23 protein-coding genes are annotated in these 26147 nt (G+C 65.7%); 15 read left to right on the forward strand and 8 right to left on the reverse strand.

What is annotated here, in order from left to right; genetic code table 11:
• Nucleotides 1-4: 4 nt before the first annotated feature.
• Entirely contained in the window at nucleotides 5-952 is a 948-nt protein-coding gene (locus EN786_RS20850; protein ID WP_135908804.1) for a GlxA family transcriptional regulator, read from the reverse strand.
• An 86-nt stretch (nucleotides 953-1038) separates the two neighbouring features.
• Between EN786_RS20850 and EN786_RS20855 the strand changes: the two genes are divergently transcribed.
• The 7 genes from EN786_RS20855 (at nucleotide 1039) to ugpC (ending at nucleotide 8112) form a co-directional block, all read left to right on the forward strand.
• The gene (locus EN786_RS20855; protein ID WP_127311696.1) at nucleotides 1039-1731 is read left to right on the forward strand and encodes a DJ-1/PfpI family protein; all 693 of its coding nucleotides are present in this window, start codon (nucleotides 1039-1041) and stop codon (nucleotides 1729-1731) included.
• A gap of 120 nt (nucleotides 1732-1851) precedes the next feature.
• Nucleotides 1852-2583 carry a FadR/GntR family transcriptional regulator gene (locus tag EN786_RS20860; RefSeq protein WP_127311697.1) on the forward strand — a complete coding sequence of 244 codons (732 nt, stop codon included), beginning with the start codon at nucleotides 1852-1854 and terminating at the stop codon, nucleotides 2581-2583.
• A complete protein-coding gene (locus tag EN786_RS20865; protein ID WP_127311698.1) occupies nucleotides 2580-3782 on the forward strand; it encodes a PLP-dependent transferase in 1203 nt (400 codons plus the stop codon). Before EN786_RS20860 ends, EN786_RS20865 begins: the two co-directional genes overlap by 4 nt.
• Before the next feature lie 30 nt (nucleotides 3783-3812).
• On the forward strand, nucleotides 3813-5090 hold the full coding sequence (locus EN786_RS20870) for a sugar ABC transporter substrate-binding protein (protein ID WP_128272146.1): 1278 nt from the start codon (nucleotides 3813-3815) through the stop codon (nucleotides 5088-5090).
• 179 nt (nucleotides 5091-5269) lie between these two features.
• Nucleotides 5270-6193 (forward strand): sugar ABC transporter permease, encoded by a 924-nt coding sequence (locus tag EN786_RS20875; protein WP_127312081.1) that lies wholly within the window; start codon nucleotides 5270-5272, stop codon nucleotides 6191-6193.
• A complete protein-coding gene (locus tag EN786_RS20880; RefSeq protein WP_127312080.1) occupies nucleotides 6193-7041 on the forward strand; it encodes a carbohydrate ABC transporter permease in 849 nt (282 codons plus the stop codon). Before EN786_RS20875 ends, EN786_RS20880 begins: the two co-directional genes overlap by 1 nt.
• 3 nt (nucleotides 7042-7044) lie before the next feature.
• Nucleotides 7045-8112 carry a sn-glycerol-3-phosphate ABC transporter ATP-binding protein UgpC gene (gene ugpC, locus EN786_RS20885; RefSeq protein ID WP_135908806.1) on the forward strand — a complete coding sequence of 356 codons (1068 nt, stop codon included), beginning with the start codon at nucleotides 7045-7047 and terminating at the stop codon, nucleotides 8110-8112.
• 9 nt (nucleotides 8113-8121) lie between these two features.
• On the opposite strand, the gene EN786_RS20890 is transcribed toward ugpC, so the two are convergent.
• On the reverse strand, nucleotides 8122-8973 hold the full coding sequence (locus EN786_RS20890; RefSeq protein WP_127311347.1) for a TIGR01459 family HAD-type hydrolase: 852 nt from the start codon (nucleotides 8971-8973) through the stop codon (nucleotides 8122-8124).
• A complete protein-coding gene (locus EN786_RS20895; RefSeq protein WP_127311348.1) occupies nucleotides 8970-10244 on the reverse strand; it encodes an FGGY-family carbohydrate kinase in 1275 nt (424 codons plus the stop codon). The genes EN786_RS20890 and EN786_RS20895 overlap by 4 nt, the downstream gene beginning before the upstream one ends.
• 183 nt (nucleotides 10245-10427) lie before the next feature.
• On the opposite strand from EN786_RS20895, the gene EN786_RS20900 reads away from it, so the two are divergent.
• The 7 genes from EN786_RS20900 (at nucleotide 10428) to EN786_RS20930 (ending at nucleotide 17483) form a co-directional block, all read left to right on the forward strand.
• The gene (locus EN786_RS20900; protein WP_127311349.1) at nucleotides 10428-11210 is read left to right on the forward strand and encodes a DeoR/GlpR family DNA-binding transcription regulator; all 783 of its coding nucleotides are present in this window, start codon (nucleotides 10428-10430) and stop codon (nucleotides 11208-11210) included.
• Nucleotides 11207-12583, forward strand: a complete 1377-nt coding sequence (locus EN786_RS20905) for a carbohydrate kinase (protein WP_127311350.1) — start codon at nucleotides 11207-11209, stop codon at nucleotides 12581-12583. The genes EN786_RS20900 and EN786_RS20905 overlap by 4 nt, the downstream gene beginning before the upstream one ends.
• 22 nt (nucleotides 12584-12605) lie before the next feature.
• Nucleotides 12606-13499 carry a sugar phosphate isomerase/epimerase gene (locus EN786_RS20910; protein WP_127311351.1) on the forward strand — a complete coding sequence of 298 codons (894 nt, stop codon included), beginning with the start codon at nucleotides 12606-12608 and terminating at the stop codon, nucleotides 13497-13499.
• A gap of 124 nt (nucleotides 13500-13623) precedes the next feature.
• Nucleotides 13624-14109: a hypothetical protein gene (locus tag EN786_RS20915; protein WP_127283209.1), complete on the forward strand. Its 486-nt coding sequence runs from the start codon at nucleotides 13624-13626 to the stop codon at nucleotides 14107-14109.
• 174 nt (nucleotides 14110-14283) lie between these two features.
• On the forward strand, nucleotides 14284-15723 hold the full coding sequence (locus EN786_RS20920; protein WP_135908808.1) for an aldehyde dehydrogenase family protein: 1440 nt from the start codon (nucleotides 14284-14286) through the stop codon (nucleotides 15721-15723).
• A gap of 85 nt (nucleotides 15724-15808) precedes the next feature.
• Nucleotides 15809-16396, forward strand: coding sequence for a DUF1349 domain-containing protein (locus EN786_RS20925; RefSeq protein ID WP_127311922.1), 588 nt, complete (start codon nucleotides 15809-15811; stop codon nucleotides 16394-16396).
• A 94-nt stretch (nucleotides 16397-16490) separates the two neighbouring features.
• Nucleotides 16491-17483, forward strand: a complete 993-nt coding sequence (locus tag EN786_RS20930; protein ID WP_127311921.1) for a glycosyltransferase family 10 fucosyltransferase — start codon at nucleotides 16491-16493, stop codon at nucleotides 17481-17483.
• A 21-nt stretch (nucleotides 17484-17504) separates the two neighbouring features.
• Here the strand turns inward: EN786_RS20930 and EN786_RS20935 are convergent, their stop codons facing one another.
• The 5 genes from EN786_RS20935 to EN786_RS20955 all read right to left on the reverse strand — a co-directional run bounded on the left by EN786_RS20935 (nucleotide 17505) and on the right by EN786_RS20955 (nucleotide 23882).
• Complete coding sequence (locus tag EN786_RS20935) at nucleotides 17505-19070, reverse strand: glycosyltransferase (protein ID WP_135908810.1); 1566 nt, start codon at nucleotides 19068-19070, stop codon at nucleotides 17505-17507.
• A 40-nt stretch (nucleotides 19071-19110) separates the two neighbouring features.
• Entirely contained in the window at nucleotides 19111-21231 is a 2121-nt protein-coding gene (locus EN786_RS20940) for a glycosyltransferase (RefSeq protein ID WP_127283214.1), read from the reverse strand.
• On the reverse strand, nucleotides 21228-21878 hold the full coding sequence (locus EN786_RS20945; RefSeq protein WP_127283215.1) for a bifunctional DNA primase/polymerase: 651 nt from the start codon (nucleotides 21876-21878) through the stop codon (nucleotides 21228-21230). The genes EN786_RS20940 and EN786_RS20945 overlap by 4 nt, the downstream gene beginning before the upstream one ends.
• Nucleotides 21879-22082: 204 nt before the next feature.
• The gene (locus tag EN786_RS20950) at nucleotides 22083-23012 is read right to left on the reverse strand and encodes a TIR domain-containing protein (RefSeq protein WP_127309721.1); all 930 of its coding nucleotides are present in this window, start codon (nucleotides 23010-23012) and stop codon (nucleotides 22083-22085) included.
• A gap of 90 nt (nucleotides 23013-23102) precedes the next feature.
• Nucleotides 23103-23882, reverse strand: coding sequence for a LuxR C-terminal-related transcriptional regulator (locus EN786_RS20955; RefSeq protein ID WP_127309722.1), 780 nt, complete (start codon nucleotides 23880-23882; stop codon nucleotides 23103-23105).
• 110 nt (nucleotides 23883-23992) lie between these two features.
• Here EN786_RS20955 and EN786_RS20960 point away from each other — a divergent pair, with 110 nt between their 5' ends.
• A complete protein-coding gene (locus EN786_RS20960) occupies nucleotides 23993-26134 on the forward strand; it encodes a hydantoinase/oxoprolinase family protein (RefSeq protein WP_127309723.1) in 2142 nt (713 codons plus the stop codon).
• The last annotated feature ends 13 nt before the right edge of the window (nucleotides 26135-26147 follow it).

A 26147-nucleotide genomic window follows, 5' to 3' on the forward strand; every position in this document is an offset into this window, starting at 1 on the left:
GCGATCAGAAACGCTCGCGATAGTCGCGCGGGTTGGTGCCGAGGACGCGTAGAAAGCCGCGCCGCATCGTTTCTTCCGAGCCGAAGCCGCAGCGCCGGGCCGTCTGGCTGATCGCCTGTCCCCGTTCCAGCATTCGCCGCGCCGCCTCGATTCGGATCTCTTCGATGGCGCGGGCCGGTGTCCGACCCGTCGCTTCGCGATAATGCCGCGAGAAGCTGCGCGGGCTCATGTTGGCGCGGTCGGCCAAATTCGGCAGCGAAAGGTCGCCGTCCAGATTGTCCAGGATCCAGCCATGCAGCCGGTCGAAGCGCTCGTCGCCTTCCTGCAGCTTGAGTGTCTGGCTGAATTGCGCCTGGCCGCCGGGACGTTTCAGGAACACCACCAGCTCGCGTGCCACGGCAAGCGCCATGCGTCGGCCAAGATCGGCCTCGACGAAGGACAGCGCGAGATCTATGCCGGCCGTGACCCCCGCCGACGTCCAGACATTGCCGTCACGAATGAAGATCGGATCGGGTTCGAGCCGAACCTTCGGAAAGCGCCGGGCGAATTCGGCGCAGCGCCCCCAATGGGTAACCGCGCGCCGGCCGTCGAGCAGGCCTCCCGTCGCCAGCAGCATGGCGCCGCTGCAAACCGAGGCTGTTCGCGTGGCATCGCGCGAGCGGCCGATCACCCATTGCAGGAGCTCGCGATCCTCGCAGGCCGCGTTGACGCCCCATCCGCCCGGCACGATCAGCGTGTCGATCCCGGACCCATGCGGCGGCAGCAGCGTAGCCTCGAGCACGAGGCCAGCCGACGTCCTGATCCGCGGCGAGGCGGCGACGACCATGACCTCATAGGCCGCCGGTTCGCCGGCCTGGATCTTGAAGTCGTTGGCGCTGGCGAACACCTGTAGCGGCCCGCTGACATCGAGGAGCTGGACGTCGGGATAGGCAAGGATTTCGATACGGCGCATGGCTTTGGCTTGAAACGAGGGGTGATTGGCGATCTTGCCAAAGCATGATGCCTTAGCTTGGCCGGAGTCAACCTGAGGAGATTTCCATGGTCCTTCGTCTCGGCATCCTTGTGTTCCCCAACGTCCAGCAACTCGACCTCACCGGCCCCTACGAAGTCCTGGCATCGGCAAAGGGCGCCGAGGTGGAATTGATCTGGAAGGATCGCGATCCGGTGATGTCGTCGACGCGGCTGCCCCTTACCGCGACAGCCACCTTCGACGATTGCCGGCCTCTCGACGTGCTGTGCATTCCTGGCGGCGGCGGCGTCAACGCACTGCTGGAGGATCAGACAGTTCTCGACTTCGTCTGGGAGCGCGCGGTGCAGGCGCGCTACATCACCTCGGTGTGCAGCGGCGCTTTGGTGCTCGGCGCGGCCGGGCTGTTGAAGGGCAAGCGCGCGACAACGCATTGGTATGCGCGTGATTTCCTGGAAGAATTCGGCGCCATCCCTGTCGATGAGCGGATCGTGGAGGACGGCAAGCTGATCACCGCTGGCGGCGTCACCTCGGGGATCGATTTCGGTCTTCTCCTGGTCGCCAGGCTGCTCGGACAGGCCGAAGCCGAAACCGTGCAGCTTGCACTCGAATATGCGCCGGCACCTCCCTTCCGTTCAGGCACGCCCGCAGAGGCATCACCTGCCGTGTTGGCGGAGGCGAAAGAGCGGCTCTCGGCGTCCCGGCGGGTCCGCGAGGAAATGTTCGCGCGCTGGCGCAATGCCCCGGTGCGCGCCCACGGCTGAACCTTCCGGCCGAATGGCGCATCCATGCGCCGTTCGGCCTGTCTCGTCTCGGCTGTTGACTCGCCCGTCGGTCTGTGCAGAAATTGGTTGGACCATTGAACCACTTTAGGCTCCGCCGGCGTGACCGATCACTTGCCCCCCATCCAGACGACGGCCCGCGACGACGCGGTGCTGAAGGCGTTGGCGGGGTTCGTCAGACAGGAAGCGCTCGGCCCCGGTGAGAAGCTTCCGACCGAGCGCATCCTGGCCGAGCGCCTCAAGGTCAGCCGCAACACGGTGCGCGAGGCGTTGACGCGCTGGGAGGGCCTCGGCCTCGTCGAGCGCCGTCAGGGCTCAGGCACCTATCTCAAGGCCGCGGTCTCGCCCGACATGCTGCACATGCCGCTGACGCTTGCCGGCGGTAACGATTTCGCCGGCCTGATGTCCACGCTGGAGATCCGCCGCGCGCTGGAAGCGGAGGCCGCCGCGCTCTGCGCCATTCGTGCCGGCAAGGCCGAGCTCGCCGAGATCGAGCGCAAGCTCGACCTGATGGAGGAGGCCTTCCAGACCCGCGCCGGCATGTCGTCGGAGGAGGACTGGGAATTCCATCAGGCGATCTTCCGCGCCTCCGGCAATCCGCTGTTCGAGCAGATCATCGCCGCCATGTACGAGATGTTTCACCGCTTCTGGGAACATCCTCTGGGCGTGCGCGATTTCGGCCATGCCAGCTTTCCATATCACCGCACCATCTTCAATTGCATTGCCGCGCGTGACCCCGACGGCGCCCGCGTCGAGGCGCTGAAGCTCATCGCCACCGTCGAGGACGATTTGAAGCGCGGTGCCGCCAACCTCAAGCTTTCGGACCGCAAATGAACGAGCACCCGACCGGTTTCGACCCGGGCCTTTCCAGCAGCGACTATCTGGCCGAGGCGGCGACGCTGCTGGCGCATGACGATCCGTTCCCGGGTGGTCCGGTGGTGCCGCCGATCTACCAGACCTCGCTGTTCACCTTCGCCAGCTATGCCGACATGGCCGACACCTTCGCCGGCCGCAGAAAGCAACCGATCTATTCGCGCGGCGACAATCCGACGGTGATGGAGTTCGAGGCGCGTGTCGCGGCTTTGGAAGGCGCCGAAGCCGCGCGCGGCTTCTCCAGCGGCATGGCGGCGATCAGCGCCACCGTGCTCGCCTTTGTCGGCGCCGGCGAGCGCATCGTCGCCGTGCGCAACTGCTATGGCGATGCCTACCGGCTGTTCGAGCGGCTGTTCCCGCGCCTGCAAATCAAGGTCGACTATGTCGATGGCTCCGACCCTGATGCCGTTGCCGCGGCGCTTCCCGGCGCCAAGCTGCTTTACCTCGAGAGCCCGACCTCGATGATGTTCGAACTGCAGGACATCGCCCATCTGACGCGATTGGCCAAGGAGCAGGGCATCGTCACCACCATCGACAATTCCTGGGCGACGCCGGTGTTCCAGAAGCCGATCGCGCACGGCGTCGACCTCGTCCTGCACTCGGCTTCGAAATATCTCGGCGGTCACAGCGACACCGTCGCCGGCGTGGTGGCGGGCTCCGCCGCCCATATCAGGCACATCAACGAGCAGACCTATTCCTCGCTCGGCGGCAAGCTGTCGCCCTTCGAAGGCTGGCTGCTTTTGCGCGGGCTGCGCACCCTGCCGCTCAGGCTGCCGCATCACATGAAAAGCGGTCTCATCCTCGCCGAGCGGCTGAAGGCGCACGGCAAGGTCGAGCGGGTCAACCATCCCGCCTATTCCAACCATCCCGGCAAGGCGACGCTTGCCGGCTATGCCGGGCTATTCTCCTTCGAGGTGACGGAGGATGTCGACATTCCCGCTTTCGTCGATGCGCTGAAATTCTTCCGCATCGGCGTCAGCTGGGGCGGTCATGAAAGCCTGGTCGTGCCGGCCAAGGCCTCGCTCGAGCAGACGCCGGGCTTGAATTCGATGGCGCGCTTCGGCGTCAGCCCCCGAACCATCCGCTTCAATGTCGGATTGGAAAGCGTCGAGGATCTCTGGGCCGACATCGCCCAGGCCTTCGACAAAGCAAAAAAATAAACTGAGCGTTCAAAAATGGGAGTCCTGAACATGAAGAGACTGACGCTGATGCTTGCCGCCGTCGCCGGCCTGGCGATTTCCGCCAGCGGCGCGCTGGCCGACAGCACAATCAAGATGGTCGAGGTCATCACCAGCCCGCCGCGCACCGAATTCCTGAAGAAGCAGATCGCCGAATTCGAGGCCGCCAATCCGGGCGTCAAGGTCGAGCTCGTCTCGCTGCCCTGGGGCCAGGCCTTCGAGAAGTTCCTCACCATGGTCCAGGCCGGCGACACGCCCGACGTCGTCGAGATGCCGGAACGCTGGATGGGCCTCTATGCCAACAACGGCCAGCTCGAAGACCTCGGTCCCTACATGGCCAAGTGGGACGACGCCAAGACGCTCGGCGATCGCGCCAAGCAATTCGGCTCGACCGTCAACAACACCCAGTTCATGATCCCCTACGGCTACTATGTGAACGCTCTGTTCTGGAACAAGAAGCTGTTCAAGGAAGCCGGTCTCGACGGCCCGCCGGCGACGCTCGACGAGTTCGTCGAGGACTCCAAGAAGATCTCGGCCATCCCCGGCAAATATGGCTACTGCTTGCGCGGCGGCCCGGGCGCTTTCAACGGCATGCACATGTTCATGAACATCGCCGCCGGCAAGGGCGGCTACTTCAACGAGGACGGCACCTCGACCATCAACGACGAAGGCTCGGTCAAGGGCCTGCAGATGCTGGCCGACATGTACAAGAACGGCCTGGCGCCGAAGGATGCCGTGAGCTGGGGCTTCAACGAGACCGTCACCGGCTTCTATTCCGGCACCTGCGCCATGCTCAACCAGGACCCGGATGCGCTGCTCGGCATCGCCGACAAGATGAGCGCCGATGATTTCGCCGTCGCGCCATTGCCGGTCGGACCGAGCGGCAAGTCCTACCCGACGCTGGGCTATGCCGGCTGGGCGATGTTCGCCAATTCCCAGCACAAGGACGATGCGTGGAAGCTGATGGCCACCCTGCTGTCGCCGAAGGACAATCTGGAATGGGCCAAGGAAGTCGGCGTCGTGCCGATCCACAACGGCGCCGACCAGGATGCCCATTTCAAGACCGAGCAGTTCAAGGGCTGGTTCACCGAGCTCAGCGACAGCTCCAAATATGAAATGGTGACGCCGCCGACGCATCTGGAAAACCTCGGCAACTTCGTCGACCAGGTGGCGATCAAGAACTTCCAGGAAGTGCTGCTCGGCCAGAAGACGGCCAAGGAGGCGGCCGACGCATGGGCCGCGTTCCTGACCAAGGAGCAGCAGGACTGGCTGGCTAAGAACAAGAAGTGACCCTTCTTCCTTCTCCCCGTTCACGGGGAGAAGGTGGTCCGAAGGACCGGATGAGGGGCAGCGCCATACTTTCATAGGTTCGCGCCGCCCCTCATCTGCCTGCCGGCATCTTCTCCCCGTGAACGGGGAGAAGGACGCTGCCGCCAACGCCGGCACCCACCCTCCAACGCGAGCACCGTATGACCTACGCAGTGTCCGAAATCCGATCCGCCGCCCGGCCGCGCAAGAGCGGGCTGAGCAAGGCCGCGATCGAGCCCTGGCTTTATCTTTCGCCGGCTATCGTCCTGCTTGTCGTTGTGCTTCTGGTGCCGCTGGTCATCGGCATCAGCTATTCCTTCCGCAAATTCTCCGCCTTCAAGTCGGAATATGTCGGGCTCGGCCAGTATCAGACGATGCTCTCGGACGCCGTCCTTGGTCAGGCGCTGATCAACACGCTGTGGTGGACCGTCGCCAGCCTGTTCTTCCAGTTCTTCCTCGGGCTCGGCCTGGCGCTGCTGCTCGACAAGCCGTTCTATGGCCGCAAGGTGGTGCAGGCGGTGGTGTTCCTGCCCTGGGCGGTGCCGTCCTTCCTCTCCGGCCTCACCTGGGCCTGGCTGTTCAACCCGATTATCGGGCCGCTGCCGCACTGGCTCTTCGCGCTCGGGCTGAAGGCCGAACCGACCAATGTGCTCTCCGATCCGGCCACCGCCATGTGGGGACCGATTGTCGCCAACATCTGGTTCGGCATCCCGTTCTTCGCCATCACGCTGCTGGCGGCGCTGAAGTCGATCCCGTCGGAACTGCACGAGGCCGCGGCAATCGACGGCGCCTCGCCCTGGCAGCGCTTCACCAAGGTGACGCTGCCGTTCCTGGCGCCCACCATCGTCATCACCGTCATGTTGCGCACGATCTGGATCGCCACCTTCGCCGACCTGATCTTCGTCATGACCGAAGGCGGACCGGCGGGATCGACCAGCACGGTGCCGGTCTACATTTATGTCAGCGCCTTCAAGTCGCTGGACAAGGGCTATGCCTCGGCGGTCGCCGTGCTGCTCCTGGTGCTGCTGCTCGCCTATGCGGTGGGGCTGATCGCCATCCGCCGGACGCTTGTGAGGCATGTCTGATGATCGCCGGTCGCTCCACCTCCTCGCGCCTCGCCGGCGGCATCGGCCTCTACGCGGCAATCGCCGCTTACATGATCTTCGCGCTGTTCCCGATCTTCTGGACGCTGAAGATCTCGGTGACGCCGGAACGCCTGCTCTATTCCGAAGGCATCACCTTCTGGCCGTCGCAGACGACCTTGCAGAATTTCGTCACCGTGCTCGAAGCCTCCGACTTCCCGCGCTATTTCCTGAACAGCGTCATCGTCTCGGTGTCGACGGCGGCATTGGTGACGGTCATCGCCACGCTCGCGGGCTACGCCATGTCGCGCTTCGCCTTCCGCGGCAAGGCGACGCTCGCCATCTTGCTCCTGCTGACCCAGACCTTCCCGCTGGTCATGGTCATCCCGCCGATCTACCGCATCATGGGCGATCTCGGCCTGACCAACAGCCTGGCCGGGCTGATCATCATCTACACCGCCTTCAACACCGCCTTCGCCACCTTCCTCATGCAGTCCTTCTTCGACGGCATCCCGAAGGATCTGGAGGAGGCGGCGATGATCGACGGCTGCACGCGTGCACAGGCAATGCGCCGTGTGATCGTGCCGCTGACCTTGCCCGGCATGGGCGCGACGCTCGGCTTCGTCTTCACCGCCGCCTGGAGCGAATTGCTGTTCGCGCTGATGCTGATCTCGAGCGACGACCAGAAAACCTTCGCCGTCGGCCTGCTCACCTTCATCGGCAAGTTCGCCGTCGACTGGGGGCAGATGATGGCGGCCTCCATCCTGGCGCTGATCCCGGTCTGCATCTTCTTCGCCTTCCTGCAACGCTATCTCGTCACCGGCCTCACCGCCGGCGCGGTCAAAGGATAATCGATGGCTTCCGTCACGCTGCAACATGTCGAGAAGGATTATGGCTCGCTGCGCATCCTGCACGGCGTCGACCTCGAGATCGCCGATGGCGAGTTCGTCGTGCTGGTCGGCCCGTCCGGCTGCGGCAAGTCGACCTTGCTGCGCATGATCGCCGGGCTGGAGGAGGTTTCGGGCGGCGAGATCCGCATCGGCGAGCGGCTGGTCAACGATGTGGCGCCCAAGGACCGCGACATCGCCATGGTGTTCCAGTCCTACGCGCTCTACCCGCATATGGACGTGTCGTCGAACATGGGCTTCAGCCTGTTGTTGAAGAAGGCCGAGAAGACGACCATCGATGGCAGGGTTGGCGCTGCCGCCAAACGCCTCGGCCTCGACAGTTTCCTCGGCCGCCTGCCGCGCCAGCTCTCCGGCGGCCAGCGCCAGCGCGTCGCCATGGGCCGCGCCATCGTGCGCGATCCGAAAGTCTTCCTGTTCGACGAGCCGCTCAGCAATCTCGACGCAAAGCTGCGCGTCCATATGCGCGCCGAGATCAAGGCGCTGCACCAGCAGCTCAAGACCACTTCGGTCTACGTCACCCACGACCAGGTCGAGGCGATGACCATGGCCGACCGCATCGTCGTCATGCATGACGGCTACGTGCAGCAGGTCGGCCATCCGCTCGAACTCTACGACCGGCCGGTCAACACTTTCGTTGCCGGCTTCATCGGCTCGCCCGGCATGAATTTCTTGCCGGCGAAGGTCCCCAAGGCCGGCAAGGTCGATGCCGTGCTCGCCGACGGCCAGAAGCTCAGGCTGCCGGACGGGCTGCCTCTGGAGGATGGCGATGCGCTCACCATAGGGCTGCGCCCGGAACACATCAGACTGGCCGACGATGGCGCGCTGAAAGGCGAGGTCGAGGTGGTAGAGCCGCTCGGCCTGTCGACGCAGTTCTATGTCAGGCTCGCCAACCAGCAGGTCTGCGTCTTCGTCATGGGGCGCAGCAACGTCAGGCCGGGCGACATTGTGCGGCTGTCGGCCGATCCGGCGGCGTTGCACCTGTTCGATCCGAAAGATGGAAACCGGATCGGGTAAGCCGGCCGATCAGCGCCAGCGGAACGCGTCCAGCGTATAGTCGGGGTACGCGCCTTCCCGGTCGAAAAGCGCGCTGAGGTCGTTGACGTCGGCCAATATCCCCGACCGCACCAGCGCGGTTGCGACGCCCGCGCCGGCTCCGCCGGCGATGTCGTGCTCGACGCTGTCGCCGACACAGACCACGCTGCCGCGATCTGGATTGCCGGCCAGCGCCAGCGCCGCCTCGTAGATCGCCGGATAGGGCTTGCCGATGCGGGTGACGTTGCCGCCGAGGCTTTCGTAGAGATCGGCGAGTTCGCCGGCGCCGAAGCGCGATCCGACAGCCGTCAGCATGATCCGGTCGGGATTGGTGCAGAAGCACGGCACCCGCCGCGCCGCCGCCGGAGCTAGCAGAGTGCGATAGTGCTCGAGGTCGTAGCGATCGCCTTCGCTGGCGGAAATCAGCACCAGCTCGGCGTCGCTGCCGGTGTCGGTCAGAGCAAGCGGCAGCCCGTCGATCGCCGAGCGGTCATCGTCGCGGCTGATCAGCAGGCATTTCGTGCCGGCCCTCAGCGCGCCCGTGGCCGCCATGTCGTGGAAGGCGCGCCACGCCACCTCGCCGGAGGAGACGAAATGATCCCAGCTTCCAGCTTCGAAGCCGAGCTTCAGCAGGCGGCGCTCGTTCGGCGCCGCCCGCTTGCCGGAATTCGAGATCAGGATCACCGTCTTGCCGGCGCGCTTCAGCGCGGACAGGGTCTCCACCGCGCCGGGATAGGGCTGCTGTCCGTCGTGCAGCACGCCGAACTGGTCGAGCAGGAACAGGCCGTAGCGCTCGGCGAGTGCCGCGACCCCGTCGAGATGTCTGGCCTGTTTCGCGCTCACAGCAGCCCCGCTTCGCTTGCGCCCTTGAGCGCCAGCCGCGCCGTGCCGGCGGCGGCTTCGTCGGACAGCGCGGCCAGGAAATCGACGCCGAGCTTGCGCTGGCGGATCGCGGTCCATGCGGCATTGGCGGCGCCGCCGCCGACGCTGCGCACCGAGGTCAGTTTTGGCGCGCCGAGCTCGGCAAGCCTTCTATAGCCGAGCGCTTCGATGCCGGCGATGCCTTCCAGCATGGCTTTAAGATAGTCGGCTTCGGACTGGGGTCGCGGCTCGAGCCGCGGCGGCAGCGCCGGATCCGCGATGGGGAAGCGCTCGCCGGGTATGCCGAGCGGATAGTAGTCGAGGCCGGTTTCGGTCGCCGGGTCGATCGCGGCGCTCAGCTCGATGATGCGCGCGACGGAAAAATGCTGGGCAAGCACCTTGCCGCCGGAGTTCGACGCGCCGCCCGCCAGCCAGGCGTCGCCGAGACGGTGGCTGTAGATGCCGTAGCGTGGCGCCGAGATCGGCCGGTCGGAGAGGATCTTGATGGTGAGCGACGAGCCGAGCGCGGTGACGCCTTCGCCGGCGGCCGTGGCGCCGGTGGCCAGGAACGAGGCGCAGCCATCCGTCGTTCCGGTGACCACCGCGACGTCGCGCGCAAGGCCGAACCGCTCGGCTGCCTCAGTGGTGAGCCTGCCGGCCACGCTGCCCGGCCTGGTGACTTCGGGCAGCAGCTCCATGCGCATGCCGGTCGCTGCGATCCAGTCCGGCCAGCGGCCGGCCTCGACATCGTAGCCGGTCTTGAGGCTGTTGTTCTCGTCGCTGACATCGAAGCGGCCCGAGAATTGCCCGGCGATCCAGTCGGCCTGGTGCAGCATCCTGGCAACGCCGGGCACGAGCTGGAACGCCAGCGCCTTGGCGAGGCCCGATGTCGCGCCATGTGCCGCACTTGCTTCCGGCGCCTCGCGGGCGATCGCGGCGAGGATCGCGTCGTCCAAAACCTTGTCGTTGTACATCAGCGGCTCGGCCAGCGGCCGCCCGGCGGAGTCGACCGGCAGCACGGTGCCCGAGGTGCCGTCGACGGCGATCGCGCACACCGACGTCCAATCGATGCCGGAGAGCAGTTCCTTCAATGTCGCCTCGACCGCCGCCCACCAGACGGCGGGGTCGCGGCCGTTGGCGCCAAAGCGGTCGAGCGGCACGGCGGCGCGCGAGGCGATGGAGAAATCCGGACGCATGGCGACGGCGCGCGCGCCCGAGGTGCCGATGTCGATGCCTATGGCCAATGGCGCCATGTCGCTGTCCTTCGCAACTGCCGGCCGCGTCGCGCTTTCCGCTCGAAATCCCTGCAAGGGAACCGACGTCGGTATCGCAGATGCGAGCGATCTACGTCAATCATGATCTTCCTTCGTCAGAAATGGCCTTGCTGTCACGTACAGCTTGAGTAAGTTACGCCAAGCGACATCCGGGAGGAAAAGTTGAGCGACTCCGGCCGCCAACGTCAGATCGTCGAGATCTTGCGGGACCGCCCGTTCGCCTCGGTGCGCGAGTTGCAGCAGCGGCTTGGCGTTTCGGCGGCGACGATCCGGCGCGACATCGACAAGATTGACGGCGCCGGCGAGGCGCGCAAGGTCTATGGCGGCATCTCGGCACTCGATGGCGCCGCGCAGGCCGGCATCGCCTACGCCAGGCCCTATGACGAGAACCGCGATCTCGCGGTCGAGGCCAAGCGGCGCATCGCCGCGCTTGCCGCGACTATGGTGCGCGACGGCGAGGCGATCATCGTCCACGGCGGCTCGACCTGCTTCCATCTCGGCGTCAGGCTTGCCGACCGCAACATCCGCCTCTTCACCAATTCCATGCCGCTCGCCGCCTATCTCAGCGATCACGGCCATTGCAGCCTGACGATCGCCGGCGGCGACCTGCATCGCGAGCCCGGCATCATCCATTCGCTCGCCCAGGCGGCACCTTTCTACGCCTCGAAATTGTTCCTCGGCGCCCAGGGGCTCAGCCAGGAAGGCGTGCTGGAATCGCACCCGCTGCTGGTCCGCTCGATCGTCGATTTGAGCCTGTGCGCCGACCAGATCGTGGTGCTCGCCGACAGCCGCAAGCTGTCGATCCATGCCCGCAATGTCGCGCTGCCGCTGTCGCGCGTCGGCACGCTGGTGACCGATGACGGCCTGTCCGACACCGACGCGCGCATGCTGGAAGATGCCGGCGTCACGGTCCGTATCGCCACGTCCTCGGGAGCCATCCAGTGAAACTGGCCGTGCTCGATTTCGGCAAGACCAATTCGAAGCTGTTCGTCTTCGATGAGGACGGGCGCATCCTCGGCGAGCGCCGGACCAAGCCGGTCTGGACACATGCGGGCAACTTCAGCGTGCTCGACCAGGCAGCACTCCATGACTGGGCGCTCGCTGCCGTCGACGAAGCGGTCGACAGTCACGGCGTCGAAGGGCTGATGGTGTCCGGCCATGGCTGCACCTTCGCCCTGGTCGATGATACGGCACTGACGCATCCGATCCTCGACTACGAGCAGGAGCCGCCTGCCGAGGTCGCGGCGCGCATCGATCGCCGCATCCCGGATTTCTCCGAGACCTTCTCGCCGCGCCTGCCGCTCGGCTTCAACTATGGCCGCCACATGCTGTGGCTGAACGAGGTCGAGCCCGGCGCCTTCGCCTCGGCGACATCGATCCTCGGCTATCCGCAATATTGGAGCTGGCGTTTCGGCGGCCGCGCCGTCTCGGAAGTGTCCTATCTCGGCTGCCATTCGCATCTGTGGGCGCCGCGCCGGCGCGACTTCTCCTCGCTGGTCGATGCCGAGGGCTGGCGCGGCCGCATGCCTGCCTTCGGGCGCGCCGGCGCCGTTATCGGCGAGCGGAACTTCGGCAAGGCCGGCAGGCCGGTCGCCATCCATAACGGCGTCCATGACTCCAATGCCGCGCTCCATGCCTATCGCCGGCAGCAGCTTGGATCGCTCACCGTGGTCTCGACCGGCACTTGGGTGGTCGTGCTCAACCCCGATTGTCCGCTGGACGTGCTCGACCGTGACCGCGACATGCTGGTCAATATCGATGTCGACGGCGGTCCGGTGCCGACCATCCGCTTCATGGGTGGGCGCGAATTCGCGGTGATCAGCGCCGGCTGGCAAGGCGCGATATCGCCGGCTTCGATACAGCGGGTGATCGACGCCGGCATCATGGCCCTGCCCAGCTTCGCGCCGGGCGGTCCGATGCCTGATCGCGTCGGCGAAGTGATCGGCGGTGCGCCCGACAGCGAAGGACGCGCTGCGGTGGCACTGCTCTATGTGGCGCTAATGGTCGATCTGTCGCTCGACCTGATCCATTCCAAAGACACCGTCATCGTCGATGGCGGGCTGAACGCGGGCGGCCTGCTCGCCAGCCTGCTGGCGCAGCTACGGCCCGGCCAGCCTTTCCTGCAGGGCGCCACGCTGGAAGGCAGCGCCACGGGCGCCGCCGCGCTCGCCTTCGAGAGCGCCGGTCGCGGCATGGCGGCCGAAACGCCGAAGCCCGTTGATGCCGCGCACTTTGCCGGGTTAGCCGGCTATCGTGATCGCTGGCGCGATCTTGCGATCGGCGCCGAGAACGGCAAGGGCCGCACTGCGGCACGATAGATTTGAGCAGATGGAGACGATCATGGCGCGCATTGGTATCCACTCCTTCGTCTGGTCGGCGAGCTCGGCGCAAGCGGATCTCGAGCGCACGCTGGCCAACACGAAGGAAGCCGGCTTCGACCTGATCGAGTTCTCCTATCTCGACCCCGCCAATGTCGATATCGGCCGGCTCGCCAGGCGCATCGCCGATCTCGATCTTGGCGTCGCGATCAGCATCGGGCTGCCGGCCGACGGCGATATCTCGAGCGCCGACAGGGCGGTCGCCGCGCGCGGCGTCGACATCCTCAACCGCACCATCGCGCTCACCCGCGATCTCGGCGGCCGCAAGGTGGGCGGCATACTGTCGACCAGCCACGGCCTGCAGACCGAGGCGCCGACGCGCGACCAGTGGACCCGCAGCGCCGCAACGCTGGCCAAGGTGGCGGAGACGGCCAAGGCCGCCGGCGTCACCCTGAACCTTGAGATCGTCAACCGCTTCGAGAGCAATCTGCTCAACACCGCCGCGCAGGGACTGGCCTTCATCAAGGACACCGGCTCCGACAACATCTTCCTGCACCTCGACACCTTCCACATGAACGTCGAGGAGGCCGATGCCGCCCTGGCCATCCGCAACGCCGCGGGCAGGATCGGCTATGTCCATATCGGCGAGAGCCATCGCGGCTTCCTCGGCACCGGCAGCATCGATTTCGCCGGGATCTTCGATGCGCTGACCGCCATCGGCTACGACGACGACCTCAGCTTCGAATCCTTCTCCTCGGAGATCGTCGACGAGAACCTGTCGAAGAAGACGGCGATCTGGCGCAATCTGTGGACCGACAATATGGAGCTCGCCCGCCATGCCCGCCGCTTCATCGCGGTCGGGCTGGAGACGGCGCGGCGCAAGGCCGAGCTGGTCACGGCGACGCAGAAGCCCTGAGTGGCAGTCTCAAGACCTGCCGCTGCCTTGAAGCTTGCGGGTAATTTTACGAGCGCATTCGATTAAGATCGTCCCTGTTTGATTCGTCCCCGGTCATGGCCCGGAGAGCAGGAGCAGGAACGGCATGAGCAAGGCCCTTACCACTTTCGCGTTGGTCGCGGTGCTCACCGCTCTGCTCATGGCGCTTTCGCTGGCGGTCGCCAGGCACGGCTATCCCTACGGCGCTTTCGGCGTGAAACGCCTCGACGGCATCGCCGATGCCGGCTCCTTCATTCCGCTAGCCGCCGTCTATTTCTTCAGCGCGCTCTTGATGATGATCCTGCCGTTGCGCGCCGCCAGCATCGTGCTTACCAACGCCGCCGATGCGCTGTTCTGGGCGACGGTCGCGCTGTTTGCCACCATCGTCGGCTGCCTCGTCGCCAGATGGGCCTTCGGCCAGGGCGGCGTGCTGTGGGCGCTGGTCAACTGGCGCTTCCTGTTCGTCGCGGCCATCGTCGCGGCCCACCTCGCCATGAACGAGCTGCGCCGCAATATCCTGCTGAGAAGCCTGTTCTTCGTCGTCTTTGCCGCGGCGACGCTGGCCTGCCTGTTCTGGACCTTCCCGGCCTGACCACCCATATGTCGGTTCGGCAAGGCGGATAGGCGCGGGCTTTCATCGGCCCGCGCCATCGGCTATTCCGATCCATGCCCGCCTTCTCGTTGTCATCATTTGTCTGATAAATGGCTTGACTGAGAAATGACCGCGGCGGACAAGGCCGCCAGCAAAGCTTCACAAGGAAAGACCATGACCCTGTTTCGTAAGAACCTCATCGATGGCGAATGGGTGGGCGAGGCCGGCTCCCGCAACATCAACCCCTCCAACACCGGTGATGTCGTCGGTGAATATGCCTCCGCCGGCGCAGGCGAGGCGCGTCAGGCCATCGCCGCCGCCAAGGCGGCCTTTCCGACCTGGTCGCGCTCGGCGCCGCTCGCCCGCCACGCGGTGCTGAAGAAGACGTCCGATGAGATCATGGCCCGCAAGGACGAGATCGGCCGCAGCCTGGCGCGCGAGGAAGGCAAGACGCTCGCCGAAGGCATTGGCGAGACGATCCGGGCCGCCCAGCTTTTCGACTTCTTCGCCGGCGAGACGCTGCGCCTGGCGGGCGAGCTGGTGCCGAGCGTGCGGCCCGGCGTCGGCGTAGAGATGACCCGCGAGGGCGTCGGCGTGGTCGGCATCATCACGCCGTGGAATTTCCCGATCGCGATCCCGGCCTGGAAGATCGCGCCGGCGCTGGCCTACGGCAACACCATCGTCTTCAAGCCGGCCGAGCTGGTGCCGGAGAGCGCCTGGACCATCGTCGACATCCTGCACCGCGCCGGCCTGCCCAAGGGCGTGCTCAACCTGGTCATGGGCAAGGGCTCGGTGGTCGGCCAGGCCATGCTCGACAGCCCGGACGTCAACGCCATCTCCTTCACCGGCTCGGTCGGCACGGGAAAACGCGTCGCCGCCGCCAGCGTCGAGCACATGCGCAAGTTCCAGCTCGAAATGGGCGGCAAGAACCCGCTCGTCGTGCTCGATGACGCCGATCTGGCGGTCGCCGTCGATTGCGCGCTCAACGGCGCCTATTTCTCCACCGGCCAGCGCTGCACGGCCTCGTCTCGCCTCGTCGTCACCGACGGCATCCACGACCGCTTCGTCGCCGCGCTGAAGGAGCGCATGGAGAAGCTCGTCATCGGCGACGCCCTCGATGCCAAGACCCAGATTGGGCCGGTCGTCGACGCCACACAGTTGAAGCAGGACGAGGACTACATCGCCATCGGCCGCCAGGAAGGCGCCGAGCTCGCCTTCGGCGGCGAGCGGCTGGGCCGCGAGACGCCGGGTTTCTACCTGCAGCCGGCGTTGTTTGTCGGCGCCACCAATGCCATGCGCATCTCGCGCGAGGAGATCTTCGGACCGGTCGCCAACGTCATCCGCGTCAAGGATTATGACGAGGCGCTGACTGTTGCCAACGATACGCCGTTCGGCCTGACCTCCGGCATCTGCACCACCAGCCTCAAGCACGCCACGCATTTCAAGCGCAATTCGGAAGCCGGCATGGTCATGGTCAACCTGCCGACCGCCGGCGTCGACTTCCACGTGCCGTTCGGCGGCCGCAAGGGCTCGAGCTACGGCCCGCGCGAGCAGGGCCGCTACGCCATGGAGTTCTACACCACCGTGAAGACGGCCTATACATTCGCTGGCTAAAGCAATTCCAGGAAAAGTGTGAAACGATTGAGCTCGGCGACTTCGCCGCAAGCTGGCGACGACGGGAGGAACCAGGGAGGCGAGCATGTCGACGACAGACTGGAAAGCGGACCTGACCTGGCTCAACCCGCCGCCGCACCACGACTTTGCCGGCGGCACCGTGCATGTGCGCACCGGCAAGGAGACCGACTTCTGGCGCGAGACCTTCTATGGCTTCCGGCGCGACAACGGCCATTTCCTCTATCGGCCGGTCGCCGGCGATTTCAGCGCCGAGGTCACGGTCAAGGGCGACTATCGGGTGCTCTACGACCAGGCCGGGCTGATGGTGCGGCTGAGCGAAACGCACTGGATCAAGGCGGGCATCGAATACACCGACGGGCTGGCCTATTTCTCGGTCGTCGTTACCAACGATACCTCGGACTGGTCGCTGGTCAGCATTCCTGTTGATCCCAACGGCGTCAGGATCCGCTTGACCCGCCACGCCGAGGCTATCCGCATCCAGTATCTGGACGCCGCCGACGGCCATTGGAGGCCGGTGCGGCTCGCCTATTTCCCGCCCTCGAAATCGGTCGATGTCGGCATGATGTGCTGCTCGCCGCAGCGTGAAGGCTTCGAGGTCACCTTTTCGGATTTTTCGATCGGTCCGCCCATTGCCAGGGAGCTTCACGACTAGGGCCGCCTTGGCCGAGCGGATAATCGGAGGTCCTTCCCTGAAGCTGGGCCCAAAGCGTATACGGAAGCGGCTCCCGCGCTTTGAAAGCGTCTTCATGCCATCGAACCATCCGCTCATCCTTTTCTACACGACCTTCTTCGGCAAGCCGGTCGACATATCGGCCATCCCCGCTTGCGCGGTGCCAGTCGAATGGACCAATGACCGCCGCCGCCTTGCCGAAGCCGCGGCGGTGGTGTTCCACCTTCCGGATTACCGCGAGATCGGCGACGCCCGCAAATATCCCGGCCAGACATGGGTCGCGTGGTCGATGGAGAACCCGCAGAACTATCCACGCGCCGCCGCTCCCGGCTTCATGCGGCATTTCGATCTCACGATGACGCATGAGTCCGGGTCGGACATCTGGACACCCTATCTTCAGGAGGCGAGCTGGTGGGAGACGATCCGCAACAGCGCGATACCCTCCAAGACCGAGAGCGCCCCGGTGGTGCGTTTCCAGTCCGCAAACATCGACCTTAGCGGCCGTGGGGCGTTCGCAGCCGAGCTTGCCGCGCATATCGGCCTGGATTCCTACGGCCGCTATCGTCCCACGCGACAGATCGAAGGCCCCGATCTCGGATCGCGGACCAAGATCAAGACCATAGGGCGATACCACTTCTGCCTGGCGCTGGAGAACTCGATCGCGCCCGACTACGTCACCGAGAAGATCTTCGATCCGCTCTGTGCCGGCAGCGTGCCGGTCTATCTCGGCGCCCCCAATGTCGGCGAGTTCGTCCCTGCCAATTCCTACATCGACGCGACGGCGTTCGGCACGCCGGCCGAACTTGCCGCCTATCTCCGCCATCTGCTGGAGACGCCTCAGGCCTACGAGGCCTATTTCGCCTGGCGCTCGCAACCAATGCCGGGACCCCTCGCCAGCCGTCTGGCGCTCCTGGAAACGCCGGCAAAATGCCGGCTGGCCGAGCGTATACATCAGCGCCTTCAGCGAGGTCAGGGCCTGTCGGCCGGCCGGCCGTCACTGCCGTTTGGCGGCCTCTCCTTCCTGCGCACCAGGCTGCGCCGCTGGCGGAAGGCGCACCGTCGCCGTTGAATGCGGGGCGGGCACGGCCGTTCACCAAGGCACGTGCAGGATTTCGAGCTTGGGCAGGCCGACCGGCCGGATGCCCAGCTCGTTGGCCAGCACGCCGAAGGCTTCGGTCTCGATCAGGTCGTGATAGGGGATTTCGGGAAAGCGCAGACCGCCGCGATGCAGGGCCGCGTCGACGAGCAGCATGGTTCCGCCGACGCCGTCGAGCCCGACAATGTCGAGATGCCTGAGATCGCTGAGATGGAGGCGGCTGTAGGACCGCGCCGGCGGCTGGTAGAGGCCGCCATGGATCTGGCGATAGTAGCGATAGTCCTTTTCCGGCCGAACGCTGATGAAGGAGTTCAGGTCGAAACTGTCGCCGCCGGCTATCTTCACGCAATGCGGGACCGCGATGCGATGACCGGTTCCGACAAGCCGGCTTAGAACATCGTCCGGGAACCGCCAGACATCGATGTCCACCCAGAGCGCCCAGTCATCATCCGGCGCCAGGCCATGGTCGATCAGGTGGTTGCGCACCTTGGCGATGGCGCCGCGCCGCACGCGCTGCAGCTTTGGCCGCGCCCGCTTCGCGCGATCGAGGCTGATGCCCGTCTGCTTCTGCAGCAGAACGATGTCGCGATATGTCCCGGCAAGCGGCGCCACCGCCCGCTGCAATCGTTCCCAGCTTCCGTCCGCGCTGTCGCCCTCGCAGAAGACCAGCTTGATCCTGTCCTTCGGGTAGTCGAGCGCGCCGACGGCGTCGAGAAACGGCCGGATATGGTCGGCCGCGTCGCGCAGCGGCACCAGCATGGCGACGTTGCGGCCCGTCGGCGGCGGCGCCGAAAGCACCGCCTGGCTGACGCTGCGCTTGGCCGTCACCTCATCCAGATACGCGCCACGGCTCAGTTGGTGCCAGTATCGGTAGACCTGAGTGCGGACCCTGTCCCGCCATCGCGGCGCCGGCATGGGCGTCCACCATGTGCCCGCCCAATGGTGAATGGACAGCGTCGGCCCGTCGTCGCCGTCTCTGCACCCCGACGAGTCCACCGGCGCGAACAGCGCCGAAGGATGGATGGCGAACGCCGATGGATCGCCATAGCAGAGCTGGGCGGAGGTCATCACGCTGGGACCGGTCGCGTCGATCGCTTCCTTGGCGTGGGCCAATCCCGGCAGGAAGGACAGGAGATGCAGCCAGAACGGGTGACCGGGCGGGCTGGCGATCGTACCATTGAACAACAGGTAAGGCAGTCCGCGGAAACCCGCCTGCACCCGCGCATGCGTGTCCGGCTCCCTGCAGACCACGATGCGATCCTCGCCCGTCAAGAGGTCGAAGGGTGCCACGCATTCGCAGTCGATGTCGGCATAGACGCCGCCGAAATGATGCAGCAGCAGATAGCGTCCCGCGTCGGCGCGCAGCACACCTTGCGAATAGCTGCAAAAGATCGGCAGGAAGTCCGGATAGTGCCGGGCGACGAATTCGAGCAGCATCCGGTCATTCCAGAACATCACCGTCCAGTCGGGATGAAGCCGCTTCCAGCTCTCGACATAGGCCTGGAAGCGGTCCGGGATGCTGTCGGTCTTCCAGGTCTGGTGCAGGATCTTGGGGATCATCGGCGGCTCATCGGGCGGGACGCTGAAGACGCTGTTGTCGTCATTGGCCGGCTCCGTCCGGTCCAAGGCCGTCGCGGACGGCGTCTCTTATAGCTTGCGGCCCGAATCGTGCCCAGACGGTCGCATGCGCGCGAGCGCGCTGTCGGGCGAGGCGGGCCGGGTCGCTGCACAGGGCGATCGCCATATCCGCCAGCCCCTCGTCCGACTCCGACAGCAGCACCTCTTCGTCCTCGATCAGATCGAGGCCCTCCACGGCCAGCGGCGTCGCCACCACCGGAACGCCGCAAGCCATCGCCTCAAGGATCTTGATGCGCGTGCCGCCGCCCGACGACAGCGGAACGATGCTGAGGTGAGCCTTGGCCAGGAGTGGCCTGGTGTCGCCCGGTTCCTCGACGAGCGAAACGCCGTCCAGCCCGGCGAGCGCCCGCACGGCCGGCTTGGGCGAACGGCCGGCAAGGACAACGCTCGCCGCCGGCAGCGCCTGCCGGATGCGCGGCAGGATGTTGCGCACCAGGCGCTCGGCGGCTTCGACATTCGGCCTGTATCCGAGATGGCCGACAAGCAGAACAACCGGAAACCCGTCTGCAAACGTGGGCTGCGCCGGCAACGCCGCCGGCATGGCCTCGGCCCGCGGAATGCCGTTCGGAACGACGTCGATCGGCGCCGTTCCGGAAGACAGCCTTTCACGGTCGAGACGAGAGCAGACCCAGATCCTGTCGACGATCCCGGCGGCCTTTCGCTCGAGGCGGTTGAGGCCGGGCGCGCTGACCGGCGAACCATCGGCCCGCTCCAATTGTCCGGCGAGATCCGATTCGACATTGTGCATGTCGAGGACGAGCTGCCCGGCCAGCGGTCGCAGCGGCCGAAGCAATCGGAACAGCGCAATGCCCTCGACGATGATGGTGTCGGGGCGAAATTCGCGAACGAGCGCCTTGAGGCGGGTGAGCGCAGGGCGCGGAATCCGGCCCTCGCCCCTGGCTCGCCGCCAGCCGAGCGCCGGAGCGCGCGGTTCGCCCGCATTCGTCAGCGCCGCCACGCGGATAGCGCTGACGAGCGGCTGCGCATCATCGGCCCGTGGCTGGATCGAGACGAGGCGGACCGGTCCGAGTTCGGCCGCCGCCATGGCATTGTCGAAATTCCGCAGATCGGCGCCCGACACCGGCGGGAAGGCCGGTTCGTGGCAAACCACCAGGGTCCGCCTCGGTCTGCCGGATGCCGGAAGCGATGGCGCCGGGGGCCTTGCCGGGGCCAGCCGCGCCAGGCGGATGCGGGCGCGGTATTGCCATGCCTTCCGGGCTCGGCCCAACGCTTCGTGCGCGCGCACGGCCCGCATCATGCCGCCCGCGTCGGCAATCATCCTGTGCTTGATCAGCTGGCGCGCGATCCGCTGCGCGATCCAGGCCTTTCGCCACTGCAGCGCCTTCCGGTCGACGCCGTGAGCCGCGAGCCGGTTCAGCGCCAGCGCTACGGCAAGGAACGTCGCGCGCGGCGCCGTGATGAAGCGCCGCGCCATCCTGGTTTCGTCGAGATGATAGAGGAGCACCGGCGCCGCGATGCTGATGACGTCGGCGCGCGCCAGAACGGCTGTCCAGAAGCACGTGTCCTCGTCGAGGCCGATCGCCTCCGGAAAGCGGATGCCGGCCGTCGCCGCTCGCGCCACCAGCGCGCTTCCCATGGCGATCGGCCACAGCTCGTTGCGGAGGTAGCGCCGGGTATTCTCGGTCCTGTCGCTGCCGTAGCCGTGCGGTGTCTTCATCTTGTCCGGTCGCCCCGCCGTGCGCCGGATGCTGGCCCCGACCGCGAGGCCTGCTTTCGGATGGCGCTCGAACGCCTCACGCAGTTGCGTCAGGCCGCCCTCGATCACCTCGTCATCGGCGTCTAGGAAGAACAGGAACCTGCCGCATGCGCGCGCCATGCCGGCATTGCGCGCGGCGCCCGCCCCGCCGAAGCGCCCGGCCACGACCTCCAGCGGCAAGCCGTGCCGCACCGCGCTTTCGGCCGCGACAATCGCCGTCCGATCGTCGCAACCATCGTCGACGAGCAGGACCTCGCGGATCAGCGCGCCGTCGGGGGCAAGACTGCCCAGCGCGGCGTCGATCGTCGCGACGGCGTTCTTCGCCGGAATGACGACCGTGATATCAGCGGCTGCTTCCCTGCTCATTGCCGCTCGAAGAAGCCGCGCTTCAGCATGTGGTCGTAATAGTGCTTGAACGGCGAGACCTGGCGCAGCGACAGGCTGGCAAGGCTCTCGATCGGCTGCGGCTCGACATCGAAGGGCGACTGGCCCTCCAGCCAGCTATAGGATGAGCCGTCCCTCAGCACGGAGGGGCTGGCAACGATATAGCCGCCAAGCGCCTTGAGGTGGCCGATCCTGCGTATGCCGCAATAGAGGCTCGACGACACCATCGGCTCGCGCGTCCGCAGATAGACATGGAAGCCGCTCGGCGATCTTGCCACCGGTGTGCGGCTTGCCACGGCGTCATGGCGGCGGCGCCAGCTCAGGTAGGCGGCAATGTCGTCGAAATCCAGGATCAACAGATTGGCCAGTCCCGCAAGCAGGCCGACATTGCCGGAGAAGTCGTCAAACCAGCGTCCGACATCGTCGGCACTTGGCGGTTTCTGCGACAGCTGAAAGCTTATAGAACAGAAGGCAAGCTCTTTCAGATCCTTGCGCTGGCTGGGCAGATGCAAGGGGTCATAGCCCATCGCCGCGAGGTCGAGATGCTTGCCGCCGGCACGAAGCGGCAGGCAGACATAGCCCTGCGTCAGCAGCCGGACTGCGTAGTCGGTCAGTATTCGGGGCTGCATCCGACAAATGTTCCGCGACCATGAATTCCCTGCCCAATCTCTTTAGCCGAACAGCCCGTTCGTCAAGCATTGGCGCATTCGCCGCCGCCTGGCTGCTTTCCGCTTCCAGTCCCTTCACGCGATTGTGCAGGGCATCTCGATCGGGCGCGACCGCGTTCAGGCCGCCGTCTATGGCTGTCGGGTGGACCGGCGGAGAACCCAACTTCAAATGTTCTTGATCGATTTCCAGTGGTTCAGGCGCTCGGCGATCAAGTCCACGCGCCGCTGATTGTCGTTTCCGTCCAGGATGGTCAGGTCCTCCGGATCGGCGCGCAGATAGACGCCCGACGTTCGTGCATTCACCTCTGAGTTCGTATCCGAACGCGTCGTGAAGTACCCGGATGCGCGAGCGGCGGACTCCAGCTTTATCTCGCCCGTCCCGTAGAGCTGCGGCGCGTTTGCGTCGAGGGGCCGTTCGCCGTTCCAATAGTAGAAGATGCCGGCAGACTCTCCCTTCTCCTTCGTCGCCTCGCTCCAGTATCTGGCTGACAGGCTGCCATTCTCCTGCCATGAGCGGCCGTTCAGCTCCAGCGCGCCGTTGCGGTCCCGCGAAACCCTGAGCAGGCTGACGGCGGAAGGCTCCCTCGCTGTGCGTTCCGTCAGGGAAAATTGCCACCAGAATCCCTCGATACGGGCGACCCGTCCCTCATTTTCGATGGCGTTCCGCAGTTTTTGGTTGATCGCCCGCGTCTCCGCGGCGCTCGTGGCCTCGCCATAGCGTACCGACGTCAGGCCGAGCAGGTCGCTCGGCAGCTTGGCGCCATTGGCATGCAGGATGAATGTCCGCCGCATCCCCAGCACCCCGCCGAACAGCCCGGCCTCGAACACCACATTGTCACGCGGCGAAGCCTGGGCAGGGGAGGTGCCGGTCGATTCCGGCTGGCCCGCGCTCGTCCAGTCGTCCTGAGCGAACACGAACGCGGCGAAGTCGACCTCGCGCGTCAGCTCGAGGAGGCGTCCCAGCGTTGTCGTTCCTGGATTGAAAACCGTCGTCCACGGCTCGACATGGGCGATGTCCTCGAGGCCGCGCGTCAGCGCCTGCAACAGCTTCTTCTGCTTCCCCGACGAACCGAGGAAAATTCGAGGTTTGGCCATTCCGTTCCCTCCGGCGCAACGAACACTCACCATAGCGTAGGCGGATGACCTATCTCATGGCAACGACGGCAGTGCGATGACGTGTTGCCGCTATCCCTCTGTCCGGTGCTGGAAAAACTGCAGGAACAGCTCGCGCTCGGTGGTGATGTCGAGCTTCTCATAGATCCGCCGGCGATGGTTCTTGACGGTGCCGACGGTGATGCCGAGGCGCTCGGCGATGTTGGCGGTCGGATGCCCGGCCAGCACCAGCTGGACCAGCTCTCTTTCACGCCGCGACAGTTCCGGCCAGAGGCTCGCCGGGACAGTCGGTTTCTGCTGAGGCGAGGCACCGGGGCTTGTCGGGGTCGATGTTCGGGAAAACGCGCTGCCGCGCGCCTTGATGTCGAGCGCATGCAGTGCCTCGAAAACCGGCAGCCGCTCGACGAGCAGCGCGATCTCGCTGTCCTTGAACGACGCGGTCGAGCGATCGAGGAAGATGCCGAGGCACCAGTCGCCGCCATCGGCCAGCATGATGCCGACCTCGTCGCAGATCTCCGACTGCGCCAGGAAACCGGCTATGTATTGCCCGCGCTTGGCCTTGTCGTCGGCGAAATGCTTCAGAGGCAGGATGCCCAGCCGCCGCTCCTGCCGCCAGGAGGCATAGAACGGGTCGAAGATGTAGTAGCTGGCGAGATAGCGTCGCACCATCTCGTCCGAAAAGCGCCGATGCTTGACGAATTCGGGCGTCGTCGTCGCCGAATAGCGGGTGACCGTGACCAGGTCATGCGCGATATCGGCGCCGATCAGGTCGATCAGGCAGTCGACATGCCGGTCCGTGCCGGTGGCGGCGATCGCCCTGGCCAGCGGCGCCCAGATAGTGCCCATGCGCATGCCCTTTTCTCGGCGAACCCGGCCCAAGCGTCATTGTGTCTTTAGGCATATGGCGCGATCGGGCCGATCGAATCTAGCCTGCGGTCATTCTCGGCAAGGGAAAGCGACCCGTGGACCAGATCACCACCAATCCAATCGTCATCGGCATCGACGCCGGCGGCACCATGACCGACACGATCCTTGTCGATCAGGACGGTCACTTCAAGATCGGCAAGTCGGCGACCACGCCGAAGAACGAGGCCGAGGGCTTCCTCGCCTCGGCAGAGGACGCGGCCGATGCCTGGGGCATCTCGCTGCAGGACCTGTTTTCGGGCGTCAACGTGGTGCTCTACTCCGGCACCGGCATGCTCAACACGCTGTTGTCGCGCACCGGCCGCAAGCTCGGCCTGATCACCACCAAAGGCCTCGAGGACATGATCCTGATGGGCCGCGGCCTGCAGGCCTGGGCGGACTATTCCTATGCCGACCGCCTGCATGCGGTCACCCATCACCATCCCGATCCGCTGGTGCCGCGCCGCCGCACCCATGGCGTGACCGAACGCATCGACCAGTTCGGCGACGTCATCCTGCCGCTCTACGAGCACGAGGCGCACGCGGCGGCCAAGAAGCTGATCGCCGACAAGGTCGAGGCGATCTGCATCATGACCGTCTTCTCGCACGTCAATCCGGCGCATGAGAAGCGCATCGCCGAAATCTGCCGCGAGGAGATCGCCGCCGCCGGCGCCGACATCCTCGTCTACACCAGTCACGAGGTGCGCCCGGTCATCCGCGAGCAGTCGCGGCTGAACTCGGTGCTGATCGAGGCCTACGCCACTTCGCGCGGCCGCAAGCAGCTCAAGGGCATCGAGGACGTCTCCAAGAAATACGGCTTCAAATACGGCGTGCAGACGCTGCTCTCGTTCGGCGGCCTGACCTCGATCAACCATCCGCGCCTGCACGAGACCATGATCTCCGGGCCGATCGGCGGCATCCTGGGTGCTGCCTATGTCGGCAAGCTGATCGGCAACGACTCGCTGATCTGCTCGGACATGGGCGGCACCTCCTTCGACATGGGCGTCATCACGCGCGGCCAGACGCGGATCGAGAACGAGCCGCTGATGGACCGTTTCAAGCTCAACGTGCCGACGCTGCATCTTGATACGATCGGCGCCGGCGCCGGCATGATCCTCAAGGTCGATCCGCTCACCCGCAAGGTTTCGCTCGGACCGGAAAGCGCCGGCTCCGATCCCGGACCGATCTGCTTCGCCAAGGGCGGCACCGAGCCGACCATCGCCGACTGCGACGCCATTCTGGGCCGGTTGAACCCGCATTACTTCCTCGGCGGCAAGGTCGTGCTGCAGGTCGAGAAGGCGCGGAAGGCCTTTGAGGAGAAATGCGCGCGGGTGCTCGGCGTCGGCGTCGAGGAAGCCGCCGAAGGCATGATCGAGATGCTCGAGGCCGACGCCAACAACGCGCTGCGCCGCGTCATCTCCGGACAAGGCATCCATCCGTCGGAGTTCACGCTTCTGTCCTATGGCGGCTCCGGGCCGCTGCATCTGGCCGGCTGCTCCAGGGGCATCGGCTTCAAGGACATCATCACCTTCCAGTTCGCCGCAGCCTTCTCGGCCTTCGGCTGCACCACCGCCGACTTCATGCGCCGCCATTCGGTGTCGACGCAGATCGACATCGGCGCGCGCGCCAGCGACGACGAGCTGCGGGCCTTCGGCGCCAAGGTCACGGCCGTCTGGAACGATCTGACCAGGGCGGCGGTCGACGAAATGGTTGCCGACGGCCATGCGCTGGACAAGGTCAGGACCGTGCCGTTCCTGATGATGCGCTACACCGGCCAGCTCGAGGATGTCGAGGTGATGGCGCCGCTGTCGGCAATCGCTTCGGCCGACGACATGCGCAGGGTCATCGCCGAGTTCGAGGCGGTCTACGCCAAGGTCAACCACCGCGTCTCGCGCTATGGCGAAGCCGGCTTCTCGATCACCGAGCTCGGGCTGATCGCCACCGCCGACAAGGTCAAACCGATGCTGGTCAAGCGGCCGCTCGGCAAGCCGGATCCGGCTTCTGCCCACAAGGGCGTGCGCGAAGCCTATATCGGCGGCCGCTGGCACAAGGCCAATCTCTACGAGATGGACCTGCTGCAGCCCGGCCACGAAGTCATCGGCCCGGCCATCATCGAACATCCGGCGACGACGCTCGTCGTCCACCCGCAGGACCGCGTCTTCGTCGATGAATGGACGCTGCTCCACTACTCCCACGCTTGAGAAGGGCGAACGC

The sequence above is a fragment of the Mesorhizobium sp. M4B.F.Ca.ET.143.01.1.1 genome (assembly GCF_004792275.1).
Lineage (GTDB): Bacteria > Pseudomonadota > Alphaproteobacteria > Rhizobiales > Rhizobiaceae > Mesorhizobium > Mesorhizobium abyssinicae.